A 19,395-nucleotide genomic window follows, 5' to 3' on the forward strand; every position below is an offset into this window, starting at 1 on the left:
TGTTCTTATGATCCGGTAATCTAACCGAAATCTCCGTTGATACCGGAGACGGCAGTTGTTGCATTTTGAGGGTTCGAATGGCTGTTTCGATGGCAAAAGCGGATTGTAGTGAGTGCCCTATCCGTCATCGTGCGGTTTGTGCGCGCTGTGATGCCGATGAGCTCGAACGGCTGGAACAGACGAAATACTATCGAAACTATGAAGCCGGTCAGACTATTGCTTGGGCCGATGACGAAATGCCATTTGTTGCTTCCGTCGTTGCTGGCGTCGCGACTCTCAGTCAAACGCTTGAAGATGGCAGGACGCAGATGGTCGGCTTGTTGCTGCCGTCCGATTTCATAGGGCGTCCGGGGCGCGCAACGTCTCCCTATGATGTCACTGCCGTCAGCGACGTAACGCTGTGCTGCTTCCGTCGGAAACCGTTTGAGGAGCTTCTGCTTTCCACGCCGCACATCTCCGAGCGCTTGCTTGATATGACGCTTGACGAATTGGATGCTGCTCGCGAGTGGATGCTGGTCCTCGGAAGAAAAACCGCGCGAGAGAAGATCGCCAGTTTGCTGACCATTATTGCGCGGCGAGAATCGGTAATTGGCATGGCGCCTTTGTCTGGGCCGATCGTGGTTCATTTGCCGCTGACGCGCGAGGCGATGGCGGACTATCTGGGGCTGACGCTCGAAACCGTAAGCCGCCAGATTTCCGCACTGAAGCGGGAGGGGATCATCCAGCTTGATGGAAAGCGCCGAATTATCATTCCTGATTTTCAAGGTCTTTTGATAGAAACCGGCGACGATATGGATGGTGGCTTGATCTCCTGACCAAGGCCCTCTGCCGCCGGTATCGAGACACTCCTGAAGCAAATCAATGTGCCAGCAGGAGTGGGCGTTTGGCGCCTTCGAGCATGTCGCGCGTCGCGCCACCCAGGATCGACTCGCGGAACCGAGAGTGGCCATAACCCCCCATCACGATCATTGAGCCGCCATGCTCTTCGGCGAATCTTTCGAGCACCTCTGATACGCGCGGCAACGTCTTGGAGAGGATGGAAACCTCGGCCTTGATGCCATGTCGCGCAAGCATCAGGCAGATTGCGCCACCCGGATCGGCTCTTTCAGGCGAATGCGCGGGCGGATCAACCATAACGATGTCTACATGCTGGGCGGCTTGTAGAAGAGGGAGAGCGCCACGAACTGCTGCGAAGGATTCGCTACTCTCGTTCCACCCAACGATGATGCGATTGAAAGCCTGCTTCTGCGTCCCTTCAGGTACCATCAAAACGGGTGCGCCCGTGCCAAATAATTCGGCTTCCAGCACAGTTACTTGAAGCGGTTTGCGCGACTGGCCGTAAGGCTGGCTGGCAATAATCAGATCGGAATAGCGGGTTTGGCGCGAAACCAGTGTATCAAGCCCTAAGTGGGGAATGACGACCGGATTGACGGATACTTTCGACAGTGTTGCAGGTAGAATGTCCTTGCACCAGTCGCTTAGGCGTTCGGCCTGCTCCATCGCCTCTGCCGCGCCAGTTTCGAGCACGATTGCCGCCGCGCCAGCTGGAAGGGGTTCGTAGCGAGCGGGATCAACGCCGACGCAGTGCACATCCAGATGTGCGTCTTGCGATTCGGCGAAATCGGCGGCGAAGCGAAGTGCCGCTTCGTCGGAGCTGCTGTCAGTGACGACAATACTGATTGTCTTGTAAGCCATCTGGGTTCTCCCTGGGGCAATCCGGTCATCGGCGCAATGTGATGCGACTTACGGCGCGCAAATCTTGCGTATCCAATCCCTATCAAACGCCGGTTTGAAAAAACTTGACATGGATCAAGGCGCCAGACCGAGCCTTTTGGGAAACCCACTACACAGCTGAACGACTGGGCGAAGTTTGCCCGGACGAAAAATAAGGGACAGATCTCATGTGGGATTGGATTAAGATCGTGGCGTTGGGCTTGGTGGCCCTTTTCGCTGCGCTTGCCGCGAACTGGGCGCGCGACCTGGCTTATCAGGTCCATGCTCTGATCGTATTTGCCGTCGCGACCGGCCTCTTCATCTGGACGGTGCGCAATGCGGGCGAGGGCCCCAAAGCCGCGCCGACCGGCTATGCCGATGGCGTTATTCGGGCCGGTGTTATTGCAACCTCATTCTGGGGGATTGCAGGGTTTCTGGTGGGCGTAATTATTGCATTCCAGTTGGCATTTCCGGCGCTCAACTTCGAGTTTCTGCAGGGATATGGCAACTTTGGGCGCTTGCGTCCGCTGCACACATCGGCGGTGATCTTTGCATTTGGCGGCAACGCCTTGATTGCCACGTCCTTCTATATTGTCCAGCGCACCAGCGCAGCGCGCCTGTGGGGTGGAAACCTTCATTGGTTCGTATTCTGGGGCTATAACCTGTTTATCGTGCTCGCCGCGACGGGCTACCTAATGGGCGCAACGCAATCCAAGGAATATGCGGAGCCCGAATGGTATGTCGACCTGTGGCTAACAATCGTCTGGGTTGCCTATCTGGCGGTTTTCCTTGGCACGATCATCAAGCGCAAAGAGCCGCATATCTATGTTGCGAACTGGTTCTTCCTCAGTTTCATCGTGACGGTTGCCTTGTTGCATGTGGTCAATAATCTTTCCGTCCCTGTCTCCATTTTTGGGTCGCGTTCGGTGCAGCTTTTCGCGGGTGTGCAGGATGCCATGACGCAGTGGTGGTATGGCCACAATGCGGTGGGCTTCTTCCTGACTGCCGGTTTCTTGGGCATGATGTACTATTTCATTCCCAAGCAGGCCGAAAAACCGGTGTTCAGCTACAAGCTGTCAATTATCCACTTTTGGGCGCTGATCTTTCTTTACATCTGGGCCGGTCCGCACCACCTGCATTACACTGCGCTGCCTGACTGGGCATCGACCCTCGGCATGGTGTTCTCGGTCATCCTGTGGATGCCTAGCTGGGGTGGCATGATAAACGGATTGATGACGCTTTCGGGCGCGTGGGACAAGATCCGCACCGATCCGATCATCCGCATGATGGTTATCAGTCTCGGTTTCTACGGGATGTCGACTTTCGAAGGACCGATGATGTCGATCCGTGCGGTCAACTCGCTGTCACACTACACGGACTGGACGATCGGCCACGTTCACTCGGGCGCACTTGGTTGGAACGGCATGATTACTTTTGCCGCTCTGTACTTCCTGACGCCACGACTGTGGAACAAGGAACGGCTCTATAGCCTGAGACTGGTTAGCTGGCACTTCTGGCTCGCAACGATCGGTATCGTTCTGTACGCCGCGTCAATGTGGGTGACCGGCATCATGGAAGGCCTGATGTGGCGTGAAGTTGATGCGCAAGGCTTCCTCGTCAACTCCTTCGCCGACACGGTTGAAGCGAAACTGCCGATGTACGTTGTTCGTGGCCTTGGTGGGGTTCTCTACCTCACTGGTGCTCTGATCATGTGCTATAACCTCTGGATGACAGCCTTCGGAAACCGCGTACCCGCGATCTCCGCTGCCGCTGCCACCCCCGCAGAATAAGGAGAACTGATCATGGGAATCCTTGATCGTCATAAGGTTCTGGAAAAGAACGCGACGCTTCTGCTGGTGGCCAGCTTTGCGGTCGTCACCGTTGGCGGGATCGTCGAGATTGCCCCGCTATTCTACCTGGAGAATACGATCGAGGACGTTGAAGGCGTCCGGCCGTATTCTCCGTTAGAACTCGCTGGACGTGAGATTTACATCCGTGAAGGGTGCTACGTCTGCCACAGCCAGATGATCCGTCCGATGCGGGATGAGGTCGAACGGTATGGGCATTACAGCCTCGCGGCTGAGTCGATGTACGACCACCCGTTCCAATGGGGATCGAAGCGCACCGGGCCTGATCTGGCGCGGGTCGGCGGCCGCTATTCGGATGAATGGCATGTAGATCACCTCATGGATCCACAGGCAGTTGTCCCCGAGTCGGTGATGCCGAAGTACAGCTTCCTCTCGAATGCGGAGATCGAAGCCACCTACATTCAAGACCTGATGGAAACCCATCGGTTCGTTGGTGTGCCTTACACGGACGAAATGATTGAGGCGGCAGCGGACGACTTTGAGGTCCAAGTGGATCCGTTCGGTGACTGGGACGGCCTTGTCGAACGCTACCCTGGTGCTCAGGTCCGCAACTTTGACGGACAGCCTGAACTGACGGAGATGGATGCGTTGATTGCTTATCTCCAGATGCTTGGAACTTTGGTGGATTTCTCCACCTTCACTCCAGATGCGAGCCGTTAGGGAGGGTATGAGATGGACTATCATTTTCTAAGAGAACTGGCCGACAGCTGGGTTCTGCTCGCGCTTTTCGTTTTCTTCGTTGGAACATGGGTCTGGGCGTTTCGCCCGGGCAGCCGTGACATCCACGGCGACGCTGCGAATGTACCTTTCCGTCATGAGGACAGGCCGATTGCGGATGATACCTGCGAAGGCAATTGCGCTGACTGTGCCTGTGCAAAGAATTTCAATTCCGTTCCGGAGGTCCGGTCATGAGCAAAGATGACAAGAAACAGGAAGTCGGCACGACTGGCCATCAGTGGGATGGGATCGAAGAGCTGAACAATCCGCTGCCGCGTTGGTGGGTATGGATCTTCTATGCGACCATCGTCTGGGGCATTTGGTATACCATCGCTTATCCCGCATGGCCTATGATGAAGGAAGCGACAGCAGGGTATCTTGGCTATTCGACTCGTCAAAACGTGGCGGACGACATCGCCGCTGTCGATGCGCGGAATGCTGATATCATCGCACGTTTGGAGGCGACTGATTTGTCTGCAATCGCAGATGATCCCGAATTGCACCAGTTTGCTGTCAATGGCGGTGCGGCGGTCTTCCTGGCGAATTGTTCGCAGTGTCATGGATCTGGTGCCGCTGGCGCAAATGGGTATCCGAACCTGCTCGATAATGATTGGCTCTGGGGTGGCTCTATTGAGGAAATCGCCTACACGGTCGAACATGGCATTCGGAACGAACAATCCCCCGATGCCCGTTGGACGGAGATGCCTGCTTTCGGCGACATTCTCAGCAAAGAGGAAGTTGGCGCTGTTGTGCAGCATGTTCTTGCGATTTCGGGACAGGAGCATGACGCTGCTCAACTCGCGCTCGGCGAAGAGGTCTACCTCACCAATTGCGCCGGCTGTCATGGCGATGCAGGCGAGGGCATGCGCGAAATGGGCGCGCCACAACTGAATGACGTGATCTGGCTCTATGGCGGTGATGAAGCGGCTCTGACCGAAACCGTGATGAATGCACGTTTTGGCGTGATGCCTGCTTGGGGGGCCGAATGGCAGCCCGCTGCGGGCCTGACCAACGCCGAAGTGAAGGCGGTTGCGTCCTACGTCCATCAGCTTGGTGGCGGCGAATGAGAATTATCCGGCGTATTGCAGCAACGCCGGATAAGTAGTCGATCGGGTTCTGTTCGCGCATGTCACCCGATCGAAGGCGCTCTCTGGCGAGAGGGCATGATCCCCGGGGCTGTCCGTCCCCGGGGATCACTTTTTCCGGATGCCGGTCATTCGTTGATCCATGTCAATGCAGGGTGACCGCACACGAGGCAAAAAGCGGACAACGCGAACAGTATTATCAGGACAAATATGTCTTCTTCGGAGAATCCCCCGTCCCTTTATGCGGCCCGTGAGCCCGTCTTTCCCAAAAGGGTCAGCGGCTGGTTTCGCAATCTCAAGTGGATCATCATGGCGGTCACACTTGGGATTTATTACCTCACGCCATGGATTCGTTGGGATCGCGGCCCTGAAATGCCAGATCAGGCTGTATTGGTTGATATGGCGGGCAGGCGGTTCTTTTTCTTCTGGATCGAGATTTGGCCGCATGAATTCTATTTCATTGCTGGCCTTTTGATCATGGCGGGGTTGGGGCTTTTCCTTTTCACCTCTGCATTGGGCCGAGTGTGGTGCGGATATGCCTGCCCGCAGACTGTTTGGACGGATTTGTTCATTCTGGTCGAGCGCTGGATTGAAGGGGACAGGAACGCGAGGGTGAAGCTTTGGAACGCGCCCTGGTCGCTGAGAAAAGCACGCTTGCGGATCACCAAGTGGGTCGTTTGGCTGCTAATCGGGTTAGCGACGGGCGGCGCTTGGGTGTTCTACTTTACCGATGCTCCGACGCTATTGGCTGATCTGGTGCAGGGTACTGCGCATCCGATTTCCTATACAACAATTGCCATTCTGACGGCGACGACGTTTTTCTTCGGCGGGATCGCTCGGGAGCAGGTTTGTATCTATGCCTGCCCATGGCCGCGCATTCAGGCTGCGATGACTGACGAGGATACGATTACCATTGGCTATCGCGAATGGCGCGGTGAGCCTCGAAAACATTCTGATGCGGTGAAAGCTGGCGCGCCGATGGGTGACTGCGTCGACTGTATGGCCTGCGTCAATGTGTGCCCTATGGGTATTGATATCCGCGACGGGCAGCAGATGGCATGCATTACCTGTGGTCTGTGCATTGATGCCTGTGACGATGTCATGGCCAAGCTTGGGAAGCCGCGTGGACTTGTCGATTATCTGGCGCTCAAAGACGAAACCGCCGAGCGGGCTGGCGAGCCGACACCGACATTGTATCAACACATCTTCAGGGCCCGCACGATACTTTACACAGTGCTTTGGACTGCCGTTGGGCTCGCACTGCTGTTCGCCTTGTTCATCCGTTCGGACTTTGATCTGACGGTGGCGCCGCTGAGGAACCCGACATTCATCGTTCAGTCTGATGGCAGCGTTCGGAATGTCTATGATATCCGCCTCCGGAACATGTCTCTGGAGCCGAAACTGATAACATTCTCGCTGACACCTGACCTGCCGCTGAACATTCGGCTTGAAGGCTATGCTGGACGTACAGTTGAGGTCGCCGCAGACGAATTGCTGCATGTTCGGGCATATTTGACGGCACCTGCTGGGACTGATCCCAGCCTATCAGAACGAACGGATCTGCGGATCTGGGTGCAGGACCAAGCAACGCGCGAACGGACTTGGCAAGACACCTTCTTTAACGGGAAAGGACAATAAGATGCTGCAACTCTTTAGAGGGCCGATTACGGGGCCGAAGTTCTTTATCATCTTCTCGTCGTTCTTTGTGGTGATCATAGCCGTGAACATGGTGCTGGCGTTCAAGGCGGTTTCGACATTTCCCGGGCTGGAAGTGAAGAACTCCTATGTCGCGAGCCAGAACTTTGATGCCGATCGTACGGCCCAGCTCGCGCTTGGATGGGATGTGCATGCTTTCGTGCGTGAGGAAAGCCTGCATCTGTCGATCCGCGATGATGCTGGTAATCCGGTGGAGGTTTCCTCGCTGGAAGGTGTTTTTGGCCGTGCGACGAATGTGCAGGATGATCAGACGCCCGCCTTCGCATTTGATGGTCTGGATTACATCGCGCCTGTCGTAACCTCGGGCGGAAACTGGAACTTGCGCTTTGAAGCGGTGGCGGAGGATGGAACCGTTTTCAAGCAGCGGGTCGTTGTGTTGGTGGAGTAGCGCATGAGTTTGGCTGAGCATTCAGGCGCTGCTGCCTGTCCGGGGTGCCTTGCGTCTCCGGCTGAGATATCCAAACAGGACGGCGATGCATCACAATCGGGCATCCATATTTCCTTGCCGACCATCCATTGTGCGGGCTGTATTTCGACCATTGAACGCGGCCTTTCGGCACAAGACGATATAGACTCCGTCCGAATAAATCTGACGCGCAAACGTGCCTTGGTTCAAGCCGCTGCGGGTGTGACCGCCGAGGAAATTGCGGCGCGGATTTCGGCGTTGGGCTATGAAGCGCAGCCATTGGATACAGCTACTTTGACGGCGCGTGATAGTGATCTTGCGGCGCGGGATCTGGCTATGAGGTTGGGCGTTGCGGGCTTTGCCATGATGAATGTCATGTTGCTATCGGTCGCGGTGTGGTCCGGCGCGACGGATGCGACGCGCGATTTGTTTCACTGGCTTTCGGCGGCGATTGCATTGCCGACGGTGACGTTCTCGGCGCAACCGTTTTTCAAATCCGCATGGCGTGCTCTTTCGGCGGCACGATTGAATATGGATGTTCCGATTTCGCTGGCCATCCTGCTTGCGGCGGGGATGTCACTGTTCGAGACGATTAATCATGGCGAGCATGCCTATTTTGATGCCGCACTATCGCTGACGTTTTTCCTGCTTGGTGGACGTTATCTGGATCAGCGGATGCGCTCGAATGCGCGCTCGGCGGCGGCGGAACTTGCCGCTCTTGAAGCGCCGACAGCCTTGCGGATAACGGTGCATGGAGGCACCGAGACGGTCGAAACGAAGGCCGTCGCCATTGGAGACATATTGCTTGTCCGACCTGGGGCGAAAGTCCCCGTTGACGGCGTCATAACCGATGGCTCAACCGAGCTTGACCGGGCTTTCCTGACTGGCGAAACAGACCCAGTTTCATCGGGTCCCGGTGATATGGTGCGTGCTGGCGAGATCAATTTGACCGGCGCGATCCGGATCAGAGCAGACGCCGTGGGGCAGGACACGCTTTTGCATGGGCTGGCGGACCTTATCACGGTCGCGGAGTCGGCTAAGTCGCGGTACAATTCATTGGCGGATCGTGCAGCGCGGATCTATGCGCCCGCAGTACACCTGTTGGCGTTCGTGGCATTTGTTCTCTGGCTATACCTTACAGGCGGAGATGTGCGTATCGCGCTGAACGTTGCGGTCGCTGTGTTGATCATCACATGCCCCTGCGCGCTGGGCTTGGCTGTCCCTGCGGTGAGCACTGTTGCCTCGGGTTTGCTTTATAAAAAAGGTATATTGCTCAAGCACGGGACTGCACTCGAGCGGATGGCGGAGATTGATGCCGCCTTTTTTGATAAGACCGGAACGCTGACGTCTGGCACGCCACGACTAATCGCGGCTGACGGCTATGATCCGCAGCAGCTTGCGATTGCCTCAGCGCTTGCGGCTGGTTCGGGGCATCCGCGCTCGATTGCGATCACTGAAGCGGCATCGCACCGGGGGATCGACCCCGCGCAGGTTGATGAAATCAAAGAAGTGCCTGGGTTCGGGGTCGAAGGACTACTGGACGGCCGGAAGGTGCGCCTTGGTCGTGGCAGCTGGGCTGGTGCAGGTGACCATGCCGAAGGTTCTTGGCTTGCGTTAGAGGGGCAAGAGGCCATTCGCTTTGACTATGAGGATGTGCTGCGCCCGGGGGCAAAGGAACTTATATCCAAGTTGAAGGCAGCGGGCATCCCCGTGACCATCCTCTCGGGGGATGCTGTGCCAGCTGTCGAGCGCATTGCGAATTTGGTGGGCGCGGATGGGTGGACGGCCGCGATGTTACCGCAGGACAAGGTTGAAGTGCTTGAAGCGCGCAGGGTAGCGGGCCAGCGGGTGCTCATGGTCGGGGATGGTTTGAACGATGCCGCGGCATTGGCAACTGCGCATGTGTCGGTCGCACCGGCGAGTGCGCTCGAAGCAACGCGCGTTGCTGCGGATGCTGTGCTGGTCGCAAAAGAACTGGATCGGGTTTGGGATATGTTTGTGACGGCGCGTTCGGCGCGACAGCGCATCCTCGAAAACTTTGGCGTTGCGGCTGTTTACAATGCGATTGCCATTCCCTTGGCATTTAGCGGTATTGCGACACCTTTAATGGCTGCCATTGCGATGTCTACTTCATCCATTGTCGTTTCGGTAAATGCGCTGAGGACGAAATAGGCGATGGAAGTACTTGTTATCCTTATACCCGTCTCGATTGGCCTGGGCGCTGTTGGGTTGCTTGCGTTTTTCTGGACGATGCGGTCCCGCCAGTATGATGATCCTGACGGAGACGCGGCGCGAATATTGCGTACCGACTACGACGACGCACCGGCAGACGACTGACCAAATGGGCTTTTTAATTTCGGGAAACTGGTCGGAGCGAGAGGATTCGAACCTCCGACCCCCTGCTCCCGAAGCAGGTGCGCTACCAGGCTGCGCTACGCTCCGACCGTGCTGGCGAACTACCTTCTCCGTAAGTGTTTGACAAGACCTTCTAGCGCGATTCCTGGCGCCGTTCGCGCAATCTTATCAGGCTCGAAATGCGGAAGCTTGTGGGACTCTCCGTGCGTGAGCGGGTGCGCAGAACGGGCGTTGTGGAGGAGTTGCCGCCACGGCTCTCACGCAGAACGATATAGATGCCACTGCCGATAATGATTGCCGCACCGATTGCGGTTGCCACGTCAATCGTCTCATCAAAAAAGAGGAAACCGTAGAAGGTCGCCCATAGGATTTGCGAATATTGCATCGGTGCGACGATAACGGCTTCGCCAGCACTATAGGCGGCAATCACGAAGCGGCCGGCAATGAGTCCGAAAATCGATATGATTGCCAAAAGTCCCAGATGCTCAACAGGCATTGGCTTGTAAACGAACCCAAGAGCCGCCCCCATAACAAGGAAGTTCGCGGCCATCGGGTATAGCATCAGGACCACGGGCCTTTCATCGCGCCCGATCTTGCGGACGATCACGGAGGCCACCGCGCCACCGAGTGCCGCGACCAATGCCGCCAGATGGCCCGGTTCTAATGGCTGTTGACCGGGGCGTAAGACGACAAGGACGCCGATCAGACCAACGAGAACGGCAACCCAACGCCGAATGCGGACGGTTTCACCAAGGACCGGAATCGCCAGAATTGTGATCAGCAAAGGGGCGGCGAACAGGATTGCATAGACCTGCGCCATTGGGAGTACTGAAAAAGCGTAGAATGCAGAAACGCCCGTGATCACTGCTGCGACGGTGCGTAGGGCTGTCCACCAAGGGTGCTTGGGGAGCAGTGTATCGGCGGTCGCGTCGCGCATGAGCATTATGGTTGCCCAAGGAAAGCTAAGCAAAACGCTGAAGAAAACGATCTGGATCGGGGAATAATTGCCGCCAAGAACCTTCACCACGACATCGTGCGTTGAGAAGATCGCAAATGCGAGGAGCGCGAAGAGGGCGCCTTTCGTATTCCCTGACATGGGGGTTTCTTTCATTCAGTTTCGCTTCGAATTTTGTCTCGAAGCGTCAAAAAAGAAAAGCCCCCGCCGGAGGCAGGGGCTCATCTTGATGGTTCTGGACTTAGAGGCTGGCGTTGAGCGCCGCGATGATAGCGTCACCCATTTCAGACGTCGAAACCGGCGTTACGCCTTCCTCACCCAGAAGATCAGCTGTGCGCAGGCCCTGTGCCAGCACTGTTTCGACAGCCTTTTCGAGACGATCGGCCTCTGCTCCTTGATCGAAGCTGTAGCGTAGCGCCATAGCAAAGGAGAGGACGCAGGCGATCGGGTTTGCCTTGCCTTGGCCCGCGATGTCAGGTGCGGAGCCATGAACGGGCTCGTAAAGCGCTTTCGGGCGGCCGTTTTCCATCGGTGCGCCGAGCGACGCGGAAGGAAGCATGCCCAATGATCCGGTCAACATCGCGGCTGCATCGGAGAGCAGGTCGCCAAACAGGTTATCGGTGACGATAACGTCGAACTGCTTGGGCCAGCGGCAGAGCTGCATGGCGCCCGCATCAGCGTACATGTGGCTGAGTTCTACATCGGGATACTCGGCCTGATGGATTTCGGTAACGACATCGCGCCAAAGAATACCCGATTCCATGACATTGGCTTTTTCCATCGAGCAGACTTTGTTGTTCCGTTTGCGAGCCATTTCGAATGCCGACCGTGCGACGCGGGCGATCTCGCTTTCAGTGTAGCGCTGGGTGTTGATGCCGATACGCTCGTTGCCTTCTTTGATGATGCCGCGCGGCTCACCAAAATAGATGCCGGAGGTCAGTTCGCGAACGATCATGATATCAAGACCGGCGACGACGTCTTTCTTAAGCGATGAGAAATCGGCCAGAGCGTCGAAGCACTGCGCGGGACGCAGGTTGGCGAACAGGTCCATCTCCTTACGAAGGCGCAGAAGGCCGCGCTCCGGCTTTACGCTGAAATCCAGATTGTCATATTGCGGGCCACCAACGGCGCCGAGGAGCACGGCGTCGACTTCCTGCGCCTTGGCCATAGTGTCGTCATGCAGCGGCGTACCGTGTGCATCGTAGGCGCTGCCGCCGACCAGATCTTCGGATACATCAAACGGCAGGTCGCGCTTCTCGCCGTACCACGCGATGATCTTCTTGACCTCGGGCATGACCTCGGGGCCGATACCGTCGCCGGCGAGGATGAGCAGGGAAGGATTGGACATTGGGATTTCCTCGTTTGAAAACGTTGGCACCGCGTAGCCCGTTGTGCGAGGAGCGTCAAGAAAGCCCTAGGGGATAACAATGTCAGCCCAGACAAGGCGGTGCGGACCTGCTTGATCGACCGCCGCATGGAGCGGGTGATGAGCGTCTGGCCAGACAACCCCCTTGGCCGCGACGCTTATGCTTCGCTCGGGCAGAAGATAGGTTGTGCGCATGTTTCCTGGCGAGGATTCAGGCCAATCGACGGTATCGGAGGCGCCACCTTGCCTTGCGGCAGCGCCTCCGGACGAAACTGGCGCTGGATCTTGCAGCAGTGGATGGTCGAGCAACATGCGGATGGCTTCGCGCCTGCCATCACCGCGGTCGGGGGCAATGTTGGCATTTCCCAGAATGGCAAACGGCGGCTGTGGTCGGCCAAAAACGCCTCCAAGCCACTGTATCCAGAACGTGCTTTCGGCCGCGTTTCGCAGTCCGTTCCTGTCATGCTCGTCGTCAAAGACGGGGGGCGTCGCAGAGTAGGCGAGGAGAGTGAGCGTATTGCCTCGCGGCAACGATACAGGGATTGCAAGATGCGCGGTTGAGGAGAAGCGCTGGGTGTCTCGCGCGTGTTCGCTCATGTTGTGAGGGAGGGTTGCATCAGGCAGGTCGCGCCAGAGGAGATCGTTGAAAGAGACGATGTTTTCAAAATCTATCGGGTAGCGGGAAAGGAGTGCGATGCCGCCGTCACCCGCGAAGCGGCCGTATCCTTGCCGGTCTTCGCGGCTGTGGTTTCGGCCGTCGGCGTTTAGGTCCAATCTTGTATGAAAAGCTGAATTGGGTGGTGATGCGGAATGGTATGAGAATTCTAAGCCATCGTCAGCGAGCATTTTCTGGAATGCCAGCAATGCGCTGTTGTTGGCATCATAGTCGAAATTTGTGAGCAGCAAGATGTCTGGCGCGGTATTGGTGATGACCTGCGCCGCTGCGACGACTTGCGGTTCGCCCGATAGGATATCCCTTAATAGAAGAGCCGGGCCATCCCTGCTTAGTGGTGCGGCGTAGACCGCAAGGCGCAGCGTGACGGGGTCATTTGCTGCGACGGGTGTTTGAAAAAACGCGCAGAGAAAAAGAGCCGTGGCGTGGCCGACTAGACCGGCGCGCCAATGAATTCGCCATTTGCATCGTAGTTGGCGCGACGCTGCTCTTTGATCATGTCGGCGACTTTGCCCATCGCGATGCCGCGCATGATAAGAGATGCAGGAATGACGCCCCATGCAGAAACCGTCCAGATCAAGGTATGTGGATTCATCAAGCTGATCGGGTTGAAGAGGTCTGACGTTAGATTGATGACCGCAGGGACAATGAATGGCAGCAAAAAACCTAAGATAATGTTAAGCTGGCTGTCGCGGTTCAAACGGTGAACGACGTCACCGCCCGCTGTTGGGTCAAAATTCGGAAGGTTTGTCCAGACATTGAAGGTCGTGTCGGAGTTTGGCCAATCGCGCAGGCGGACCGAAATGACGAAAACGGCAATCGCGATTACGGAAATTAGGTATGAAACGCCCGCTGCGGTGCGGACCGTTTCATAGAGGGCTGTGGGTGCGTTCTCGGGCAGCATAAGGACCATCAAGCGGACTGGCGAATAGGGGACATCAATCGCGCGGCCGATGGTGTCGCCAATGGCGGCGATGAAGGTCGAAAGTGTTGTCGGCGCGACTTTGCCACTCGTCGCAAGCGACAAGGCAAGGACACTGGCGAAAAGGGCGAGGAAGCGGATGCGGTTGAAGGGAGGCGCATCGCGGAACTCAAGCATGCTGGGCAGCTCGCTCTTGTACTCGAAGAACGTAAAAGCGGCGGCTACGAGGGCGACGAGCGTGATCAGGGTGATTGTGTCGGAATGGGTCCACGGCAATAGGAGGCACGGCGTGATGATCAACAGAATCACGAAGATGGCACGCCCTACGGCACCGGTTACACGGTTCATATTGTCAGTCCTGCTCTCGCCATGGTCCGGATCAGTACATTGCTGTTCCGTGTCCCAAATTCTTGTGCGAAGCGACAACTTGAAGTTTAGCGGCCGCCTCATTCTTGCCTTAATCCTGCCCAATTTGACCTCCCGATTCAACATCCCAAGTTGAAGTTGCAGGAAACTGAGGCGCAATTAGGACGAGAGTGGTGCGACATTGCCACCATTGGGTGTGCGCCTTGTGGCGGTCCGGAATCCATCCACAAGATATTGATTTTAAAGCGGTTCAATCGTTAAAAAATTGCGAACGCCGCTGCGCAGGGGTGACTTGATGCATATAAAACGGAGTGATTTCTGAAAACGCAAAAAAATACCGCCGACACTTATGGAGTATCGGCGGCATCGGTAAATGTGGCGTTAGGGCTTAGACCCAGGGGCGCGCTGCTTGGGCTTTTGCTTCGAATTCGTCGATCGAAGCGGCCTTTTCCATGGTCAGGCCGATGTCGTCGAGACCGTTCAGCAGGCAGTGCTTTTTGAAGCTGTCGATCTCGAAAGTGAAGACATCGCCATCGGAGCCGGTGACTGTTTGGTTTTCCAGATCGACCTCCATACGAGCGTTGGCGCCCTTCTCAGCATCCTTCATCAGAACGTCCACGGCCTCTTGCGGGAGGACGATCGGCAGGATGCCGTTCTTGAAGCAGTTATTGTAGAAAATATCAGCAAAACTGGTGGAAATCACACAGCGGATGCCGAAGTCCAAGAGCGCCCAAGGCGCGTGTTCGCGCGACGAGCCACAGCCGAAGTTGTCACCTGCGACAAGGATTTGCGCATCGCGGTAAGCGGGCTTGTTGAGAACGAAACTTTCGATCTCCTTGCCATCATCGTCATAGCGCATTTCGTCAAAGAGGTTCACGCCCAAACCGGAGCGTTTGATCGTCTTCAGGAATTGCTTGGGGATGATCATATCGGTGTCGATATTGACCAGCGGCATGGGGGCCGCGATCCCTGAGAGTTTGTTGAATTTTTCCATCGTATCCTCATGGCCCGAGGGGGCAAAACGGGGAAATCGCGTGATGCACAATCCATACACATCCGATGCACAACCTATGCATATCGCAGGTGCAGAAACTTGCCAGATCGTTAACGCGGTCCCCTTTGGTTATCCGGTGTCGGAAAGAGCGGCCCGACGCGATTTGCGCATCGGGCCACTGGATTACATCAGTTCGCGAACGTCGGTCAGCTTGCCGGTGAGCGCGGCGGCGGCGGCCATCGCCGGAGACATCAGGTGGGTACGGCCACCACGGCCCTGACGGCCTTCGAAGTTCCGGTTGGAGGTCGCGGCGCAGCGTTCGCCGGGGGCGAGCTGATCGGGGTTCATGGCGAGGCACATGGAGCAGCCTGCCATGCGCCATTCGAAGCCTGCTTCCTTGAAGATATCGGCGAGGCCTTCCTCTTCGGCTTGGGCGCGGACCAGACCGGAGCCAGGCACGACCATGGCGCGGAGGCCGTCCTTGATCTTTTTGCCTTTGACCACGTTGGCGGCGGCGCGGAGATCTTCGATCCGGCCGTTGGTGCAGGAACCGATAAAGACGGTGTCGATCTCGATATCCTGAAGGCGTTGGCCAGCGGTCAGGCCCATGTATTCGAGCGCGCGCTGGGCGGCGTCGACCTTACCACCGGAGAAGCTCTCGGGTGCGGGGACAACATCGGTGATTGGCAGAACGTCCTCAGGCGAGGTGCCCCAAGTAACGACCGGCGCGATATCTTCGCCCTTGATGGTGATGACTTTGTCCCAATGGGCATCGTCATCGGAGAAGAGGGTCTTCCAGTAGGTCAGCGCGGCTTCCCATGCGGCGCCTTTCGGGGCGTGCGGGCGGCCTTTGACATATTCGAAGGTTTTTTCGTCCGGCGCGATCAGGCCAGCGCGGGCGCCGCCTTCGATGGCCATGTTGCAAACCGTCATCCGGCCTTCCATCGACAGATCGCGGATCGCTTCGCCGCAATATTCGATGACGTAGCCGGTGCCGCCGGCGGTACCGGTTTTGCCGATGACGGAGAGCGTGATGTCTTTCGCCGTAACACCGGGGCGCAGTTTGCCGGTGATCTCGACTTTCATGTTCTTCGACTTTTTCTGGATCAGTGTTTGCGTGGCGAGGACGTGCTCAACCTCGGACGTGCCGATGCCATGCGCGAGCGAGCCGAACGCGCCGTGGGTGGCGGTGTGGCTGTCGCCGCAAACGACGGTCATGCCGGGGAGGGTCCAGCCTTGCTCGGGGCCGACGATGTGCACGATGCCCTGACGCACGTCAGAAACGGGGTAGTAGTGAATGCCGAATTCCTTGGCGTTCTTGTCGAGCGCGGCGACTTGAATGCGGCTGTCTTCGGGCATCTGGTCGGGGTTTTCGCGGCCGATGGTGGTGGGCACGTTGTGATCCGGCACCGCGATTGTCTTTTCCGGCGCGCGAACATCGCGGCCGGTCATGCGCAGACCTTCGAACGCCTGCGGCGAGGTTACTTCGTGAACCAAGTGGCGGTCGATGTAGAGCAGGCAGGTTCCGTCTGTGTCTTCGTGGGCGACGTGGGCGTCCCAGATCTTATCATAGAGCGTTTTGGGGGACATTGGTCCTCTCCCGTTATGTGTGTGAATGTTGAAACGTCATTGGGCGGCTCAAGAGCCGTTAGCGGGGTGGTGCGATCAAAGTCGGGCCAGAATGGTACGGGTCGCGCCAAAGAAGCGCCAAGGCAGACGGGCCCGATCATCCATATCAAATATGCGTTTCATGCAAGGGCAGATATACCCAAGTGCTGAGTCTCGCAAGGGTGTGCTGTTTGGGCTTGCTGCATGTCGCCAGAGGCTTCAGGATGGAAGAACGGAATGGAGGCCGATGGAAGAAGAAACACCACAGTCAGACGTTATCGAGATCGGGCAGGGTATCTGGGCCGATACGGAGATCTTCCTAGCCTCGCTCTTGCGCCCTTGGAACGCCTATCAAGTGCTCATCATGCTGGGGCTGCTGTTGGTGGCCCTGCTTTTGCGCCGGTGGCTCGCGCCGATCCTGCATGAATGGTTGCGGACCCGAGAGGGCTGGCCGAAATGGCGGCTGCGCTACCTGCTCGTCGTGCACAAACGGATGGGGCTGATCCTGTTCGTGGTGGGAATCTGGACCGTTGTTCTGGTGATGCGGGAGGTGACGTGGCCGTCGCGCTCGTACCTCCTTGGGATCGTTGCTGAACTCTCGCTGGCGTGGCTGATCGTGGCATTGGCGACGCGGTTGATTGCCAACAACCTGCTGCGGATGGTGATCCGCTATGGTGCGTGGGTTTGGGTTACGTTGAGTGTTCTGAATGTGACCGACGAGGCGGAGGCGATTCTTGACGGGATCGCGATTACGGCGGGTGAGATGCGGCTGTCGCTGCTCGTTGTGTTCCAGGCTGTTCTGATCGTCGGTGTTTTGTTTGCGGGAGCGCGGGTCGTTTCGCGGGCGACGGCGGTACGCATTCAGGAGACGACAGACCTCAGCCCGTCGATGCGGGTGCTGACGGTGAAGTTCCTGCAACTGGTGCTCTATGGCGCGGCGTTCTTTATCGGCTTGCGGGCGGTCGGGGTGGATTTGACGGGCCTTGCCGTGCTTTCGGGCGCCATCGGTGTGGGCCTTGGTTTCGGTTTGCAGAAGGTTGTCTCGAACCTTGTTTCGGGGGTGATCCTGCTCCTCGATAAGTCGATCAAACCGGGGGATGTGATCAGCCTTGGGCAGACCTTCGGATGGATCAACACGCTGGGCGCGCGCTATGTTTCGATCACCACGCGCGACGGGCGGGAATATCTGATCCCCAACGAAGACCTGATCACTGGTCAGGTGGTGAACTGGTCGCATTCTAATGATTTTGTGCGGCTCGATATCCATTTCGGCACGTCATATGACGACGACCCGCATCTGGTGCGGAAGATCGCGATTGAAGCGGCGCAGAGTGTGGAACGGGTTTTGAGCCACCAGAAAACCGTGTGCCACATCACGGGGTTCGGGGATTCGAGCGTTGATTATGTGCTGCGTTTCTGGATTTCGGACCCGACGCAGGGGCTGACCAACATTCGCGGTAACGTCTATCTGGCGCTTTGGGACGCGTTCAAGGCCAACAACATCTCTATCCCATTCCCGCAGCGGGAGGTGCGCATGCTTGGCGGAAACGGGAAACAGGAAGACGCGGAATAAATGCAGGAGGGCTTGCATCGGTTGCAGAATTGCGTCAGGTGCCGCAATCCGTTGACCGGCGCGATGCGGATTCGTTGAATTGCGCCGGTTGCGTTGTTATCTTGAAATCATCCTGGCGCCAGGGATCTGGTGGCGCGTAACAAGGGGGACAATGACCTGTCTTTCAACATCACGACGGAACAAGCCGTCAAACAAGGTGGACCGGCCATGACCGCACCTGATGAAGCGACGAGCCAGCAAATCCTCGCCGCGATCCTTAAATCTCTTGACGATGACAAAGCCGAAGAAATCGTGCAGATCCCGCTGCGCGGCAAATCCGAAATGGCTGATCATATGGTGATCGCCTCGGGCCGTTCGTCACGGCAGGTGGCCGCGATTGCCGAAAAGCTTACAGAGCGGCTGAAGGCTGATCTGGGCGTTTTGTGCAAGGTCGAGGGTGCAGAGATCGGCGATTGGGTGCTGATCGACTCAGGCGATGTGATCGTGCATGTTTTCCGGCCGGAAGTGCGTGAGTTCTACCAGCTTGAAAAGATGTGGCAGACGCCAATGAACTCGGCCACCGCCGGCTAGCCTGACGGCGGCGCGGGATGCGGGTTCATATAGTTGCTGTGGGCCGCCTGCGGGCCGGCCCCGAGCGCGACCTTCTCGACGATTACCTGACAAGATTTGACCGTACCGGCCGCGCTTTGGCGTTGGGGCCGGCTCAGGTCATTGAAGTTGAGGATAAGAAGGGTGGCGGCATGGCGGCGGAGGCTGCTTTGCTGTCGAAGGCTATCCCCAGTGGCGCGCTGATCTGCGTGATGGACGAGCGGGGCAAGGTGATGACCTCGCCCGCCTTCGCGGATCAGCTGGGCGGTTGGCGGGATCAGGGGCGGCAAGATGTGGCCTTTGTGATCGGCGGCGCGGATGGGCTGGACCCCAGTTTGCGCGGGCAGGCGGATGCTGCGCTTTCATTTGGCAAGATGGTGTGGCCGCATATGCTGGTGCGGGTGATGCTTTCGGAGCAGCTTTATCGCGCGGCTTCCATCCTCGCGGGAAGCCCGTATCATCGGGCGTGACAAGCGCCCACCGGTCCGGT

Annotated in this window: 19 protein-coding genes and 1 tRNA gene; 12 read left to right on the plus strand and 8 right to left on the minus strand. The window is 57.3% G+C overall.

Annotation, left to right across the window (positions count from 1 at the left end; all coding sequences use genetic code 11):
• Positions 1-77: 77 nt before the first annotated feature.
• Positions 78-815: a transcriptional regulator FnrL gene (gene fnrL, locus AB1E42_RS02255; protein ID WP_368345379.1), complete on the plus strand. Its 738-nt coding sequence runs from the start codon at positions 78-80 to the stop codon at positions 813-815.
• A 43-nt stretch (positions 816-858) separates the two neighbouring features.
• On the opposite strand, the gene AB1E42_RS02260 is transcribed toward fnrL, so the two are convergent.
• On the minus strand, positions 859-1,695 hold the full coding sequence (locus AB1E42_RS02260; protein ID WP_368345380.1) for a universal stress protein: 837 nt from the start codon (positions 1,693-1,695) through the stop codon (positions 859-861).
• A gap of 206 nt (positions 1,696-1,901) precedes the next feature.
• Here AB1E42_RS02260 and ccoN point away from each other — a divergent pair, with 206 nt between their 5' ends.
• From ccoN to ccoS, 8 genes are all read left to right on the plus strand, one after another.
• Positions 1,902-3,503, plus strand: coding sequence for a cytochrome-c oxidase, cbb3-type subunit I (ccoN, locus tag AB1E42_RS02265; protein ID WP_368345381.1), 1,602 nt, complete (start codon positions 1,902-1,904; stop codon positions 3,501-3,503).
• Positions 3,504-3,515: 12 nt separating this feature from the next.
• Positions 3,516-4,241 carry a cytochrome-c oxidase, cbb3-type subunit II gene (gene ccoO, locus AB1E42_RS02270; protein WP_368345382.1) on the plus strand — a complete coding sequence of 242 codons (726 nt, stop codon included), beginning with the start codon at positions 3,516-3,518 and terminating at the stop codon, positions 4,239-4,241.
• A gap of 12 nt (positions 4,242-4,253) precedes the next feature.
• Positions 4,254-4,493, plus strand: a complete 240-nt coding sequence (locus tag AB1E42_RS02275; RefSeq protein WP_368345383.1) for a cbb3-type cytochrome oxidase subunit 3 — start codon at positions 4,254-4,256, stop codon at positions 4,491-4,493.
• Complete coding sequence (gene ccoP / locus AB1E42_RS02280; protein ID WP_368345384.1) at positions 4,490-5,365, plus strand: cytochrome-c oxidase, cbb3-type subunit III; 876 nt, start codon at positions 4,490-4,492, stop codon at positions 5,363-5,365. Before AB1E42_RS02275 ends, ccoP begins: the two co-directional genes overlap by 4 nt.
• Positions 5,366-5,593: 228 nt before the next feature.
• On the plus strand, positions 5,594-7,021 hold the full coding sequence (gene ccoG, locus AB1E42_RS02285; protein ID WP_368345385.1) for a cytochrome c oxidase accessory protein CcoG: 1,428 nt from the start codon (positions 5,594-5,596) through the stop codon (positions 7,019-7,021).
• A gap of 1 nt (position 7,022) precedes the next feature.
• Complete coding sequence (locus tag AB1E42_RS02290; RefSeq protein WP_368345386.1) at positions 7,023-7,487, plus strand: FixH family protein; 465 nt, start codon at positions 7,023-7,025, stop codon at positions 7,485-7,487.
• Positions 7,488-7,490: 3 nt separating this feature from the next.
• Entirely contained in the window at positions 7,491-9,677 is a 2,187-nt protein-coding gene (locus AB1E42_RS02295; RefSeq protein WP_368345387.1) for a heavy metal translocating P-type ATPase, read from the plus strand.
• A 3-nt stretch (positions 9,678-9,680) separates the two neighbouring features.
• A complete protein-coding gene (gene ccoS / locus AB1E42_RS02300; RefSeq protein WP_368345388.1) occupies positions 9,681-9,842 on the plus strand; it encodes a cbb3-type cytochrome oxidase assembly protein CcoS in 162 nt (53 codons plus the stop codon).
• Between the two features lie 28 nt (positions 9,843-9,870).
• On the opposite strand, the gene AB1E42_RS02305 is transcribed toward ccoS, so the two are convergent.
• The 7 genes from AB1E42_RS02305 to leuC form a co-directional block, all read right to left on the minus strand.
• Positions 9,871-9,947 (minus strand) — tRNA-Pro (locus AB1E42_RS02305).
• Between the two features lie 46 nt (positions 9,948-9,993).
• Positions 9,994-10,956 (minus strand): DMT family transporter, encoded by a 963-nt coding sequence (locus tag AB1E42_RS02310; protein ID WP_368345389.1) that lies wholly within the window; start codon positions 10,954-10,956, stop codon positions 9,994-9,996.
• Between the two features lie 100 nt (positions 10,957-11,056).
• The gene (gene leuB, locus AB1E42_RS02315) at positions 11,057-12,163 is read right to left on the minus strand and encodes a 3-isopropylmalate dehydrogenase (RefSeq protein WP_368345390.1); all 1,107 of its coding nucleotides are present in this window, start codon (positions 12,161-12,163) and stop codon (positions 11,057-11,059) included.
• 66 nt (positions 12,164-12,229) lie between these two features.
• Positions 12,230-13,087, minus strand: a complete 858-nt coding sequence (locus AB1E42_RS02320; RefSeq protein ID WP_368345391.1) for an endonuclease/exonuclease/phosphatase family protein — start codon at positions 13,085-13,087, stop codon at positions 12,230-12,232.
• Positions 13,088-13,287: 200 nt separating this feature from the next.
• Positions 13,288-14,124, minus strand: coding sequence for a hypothetical protein (locus AB1E42_RS02325; protein ID WP_368345392.1), 837 nt, complete (start codon positions 14,122-14,124; stop codon positions 13,288-13,290).
• A 406-nt stretch (positions 14,125-14,530) separates the two neighbouring features.
• Positions 14,531-15,136 carry a 3-isopropylmalate dehydratase small subunit gene (leuD, locus tag AB1E42_RS02330; RefSeq protein ID WP_368345393.1) on the minus strand — a complete coding sequence of 202 codons (606 nt, stop codon included), beginning with the start codon at positions 15,134-15,136 and terminating at the stop codon, positions 14,531-14,533.
• 183 nt (positions 15,137-15,319) lie between these two features.
• On the minus strand, positions 15,320-16,726 hold the full coding sequence (gene leuC / locus AB1E42_RS02335; RefSeq protein ID WP_368345394.1) for a 3-isopropylmalate dehydratase large subunit: 1,407 nt from the start codon (positions 16,724-16,726) through the stop codon (positions 15,320-15,322).
• Positions 16,727-16,991: 265 nt separating this feature from the next.
• Between leuC and AB1E42_RS02340 the strand changes: the two genes are divergently transcribed.
• From AB1E42_RS02340 to rlmH, 3 genes are all read left to right on the plus strand, one after another.
• Positions 16,992-18,317 (plus strand): mechanosensitive ion channel family protein, encoded by a 1,326-nt coding sequence (locus tag AB1E42_RS02340; protein WP_368345395.1) that lies wholly within the window; start codon positions 16,992-16,994, stop codon positions 18,315-18,317.
• A 207-nt stretch (positions 18,318-18,524) separates the two neighbouring features.
• Positions 18,525-18,887, plus strand: a complete 363-nt coding sequence (gene rsfS / locus AB1E42_RS02345; protein WP_368346351.1) for a ribosome silencing factor — start codon at positions 18,525-18,527, stop codon at positions 18,885-18,887.
• A gap of 17 nt (positions 18,888-18,904) precedes the next feature.
• Entirely contained in the window at positions 18,905-19,375 is a 471-nt protein-coding gene (gene rlmH / locus AB1E42_RS02350; RefSeq protein ID WP_368345396.1) for a 23S rRNA (pseudouridine(1915)-N(3))-methyltransferase RlmH, read from the plus strand.
• The last annotated feature ends 20 nt before the right edge of the window (positions 19,376-19,395 follow it).

Source organism: Pelagovum sp. HNIBRBA483, from assembly GCF_040931995.1.
GTDB lineage: Bacteria > Pseudomonadota > Alphaproteobacteria > Rhodobacterales > Rhodobacteraceae > JAEPMR01.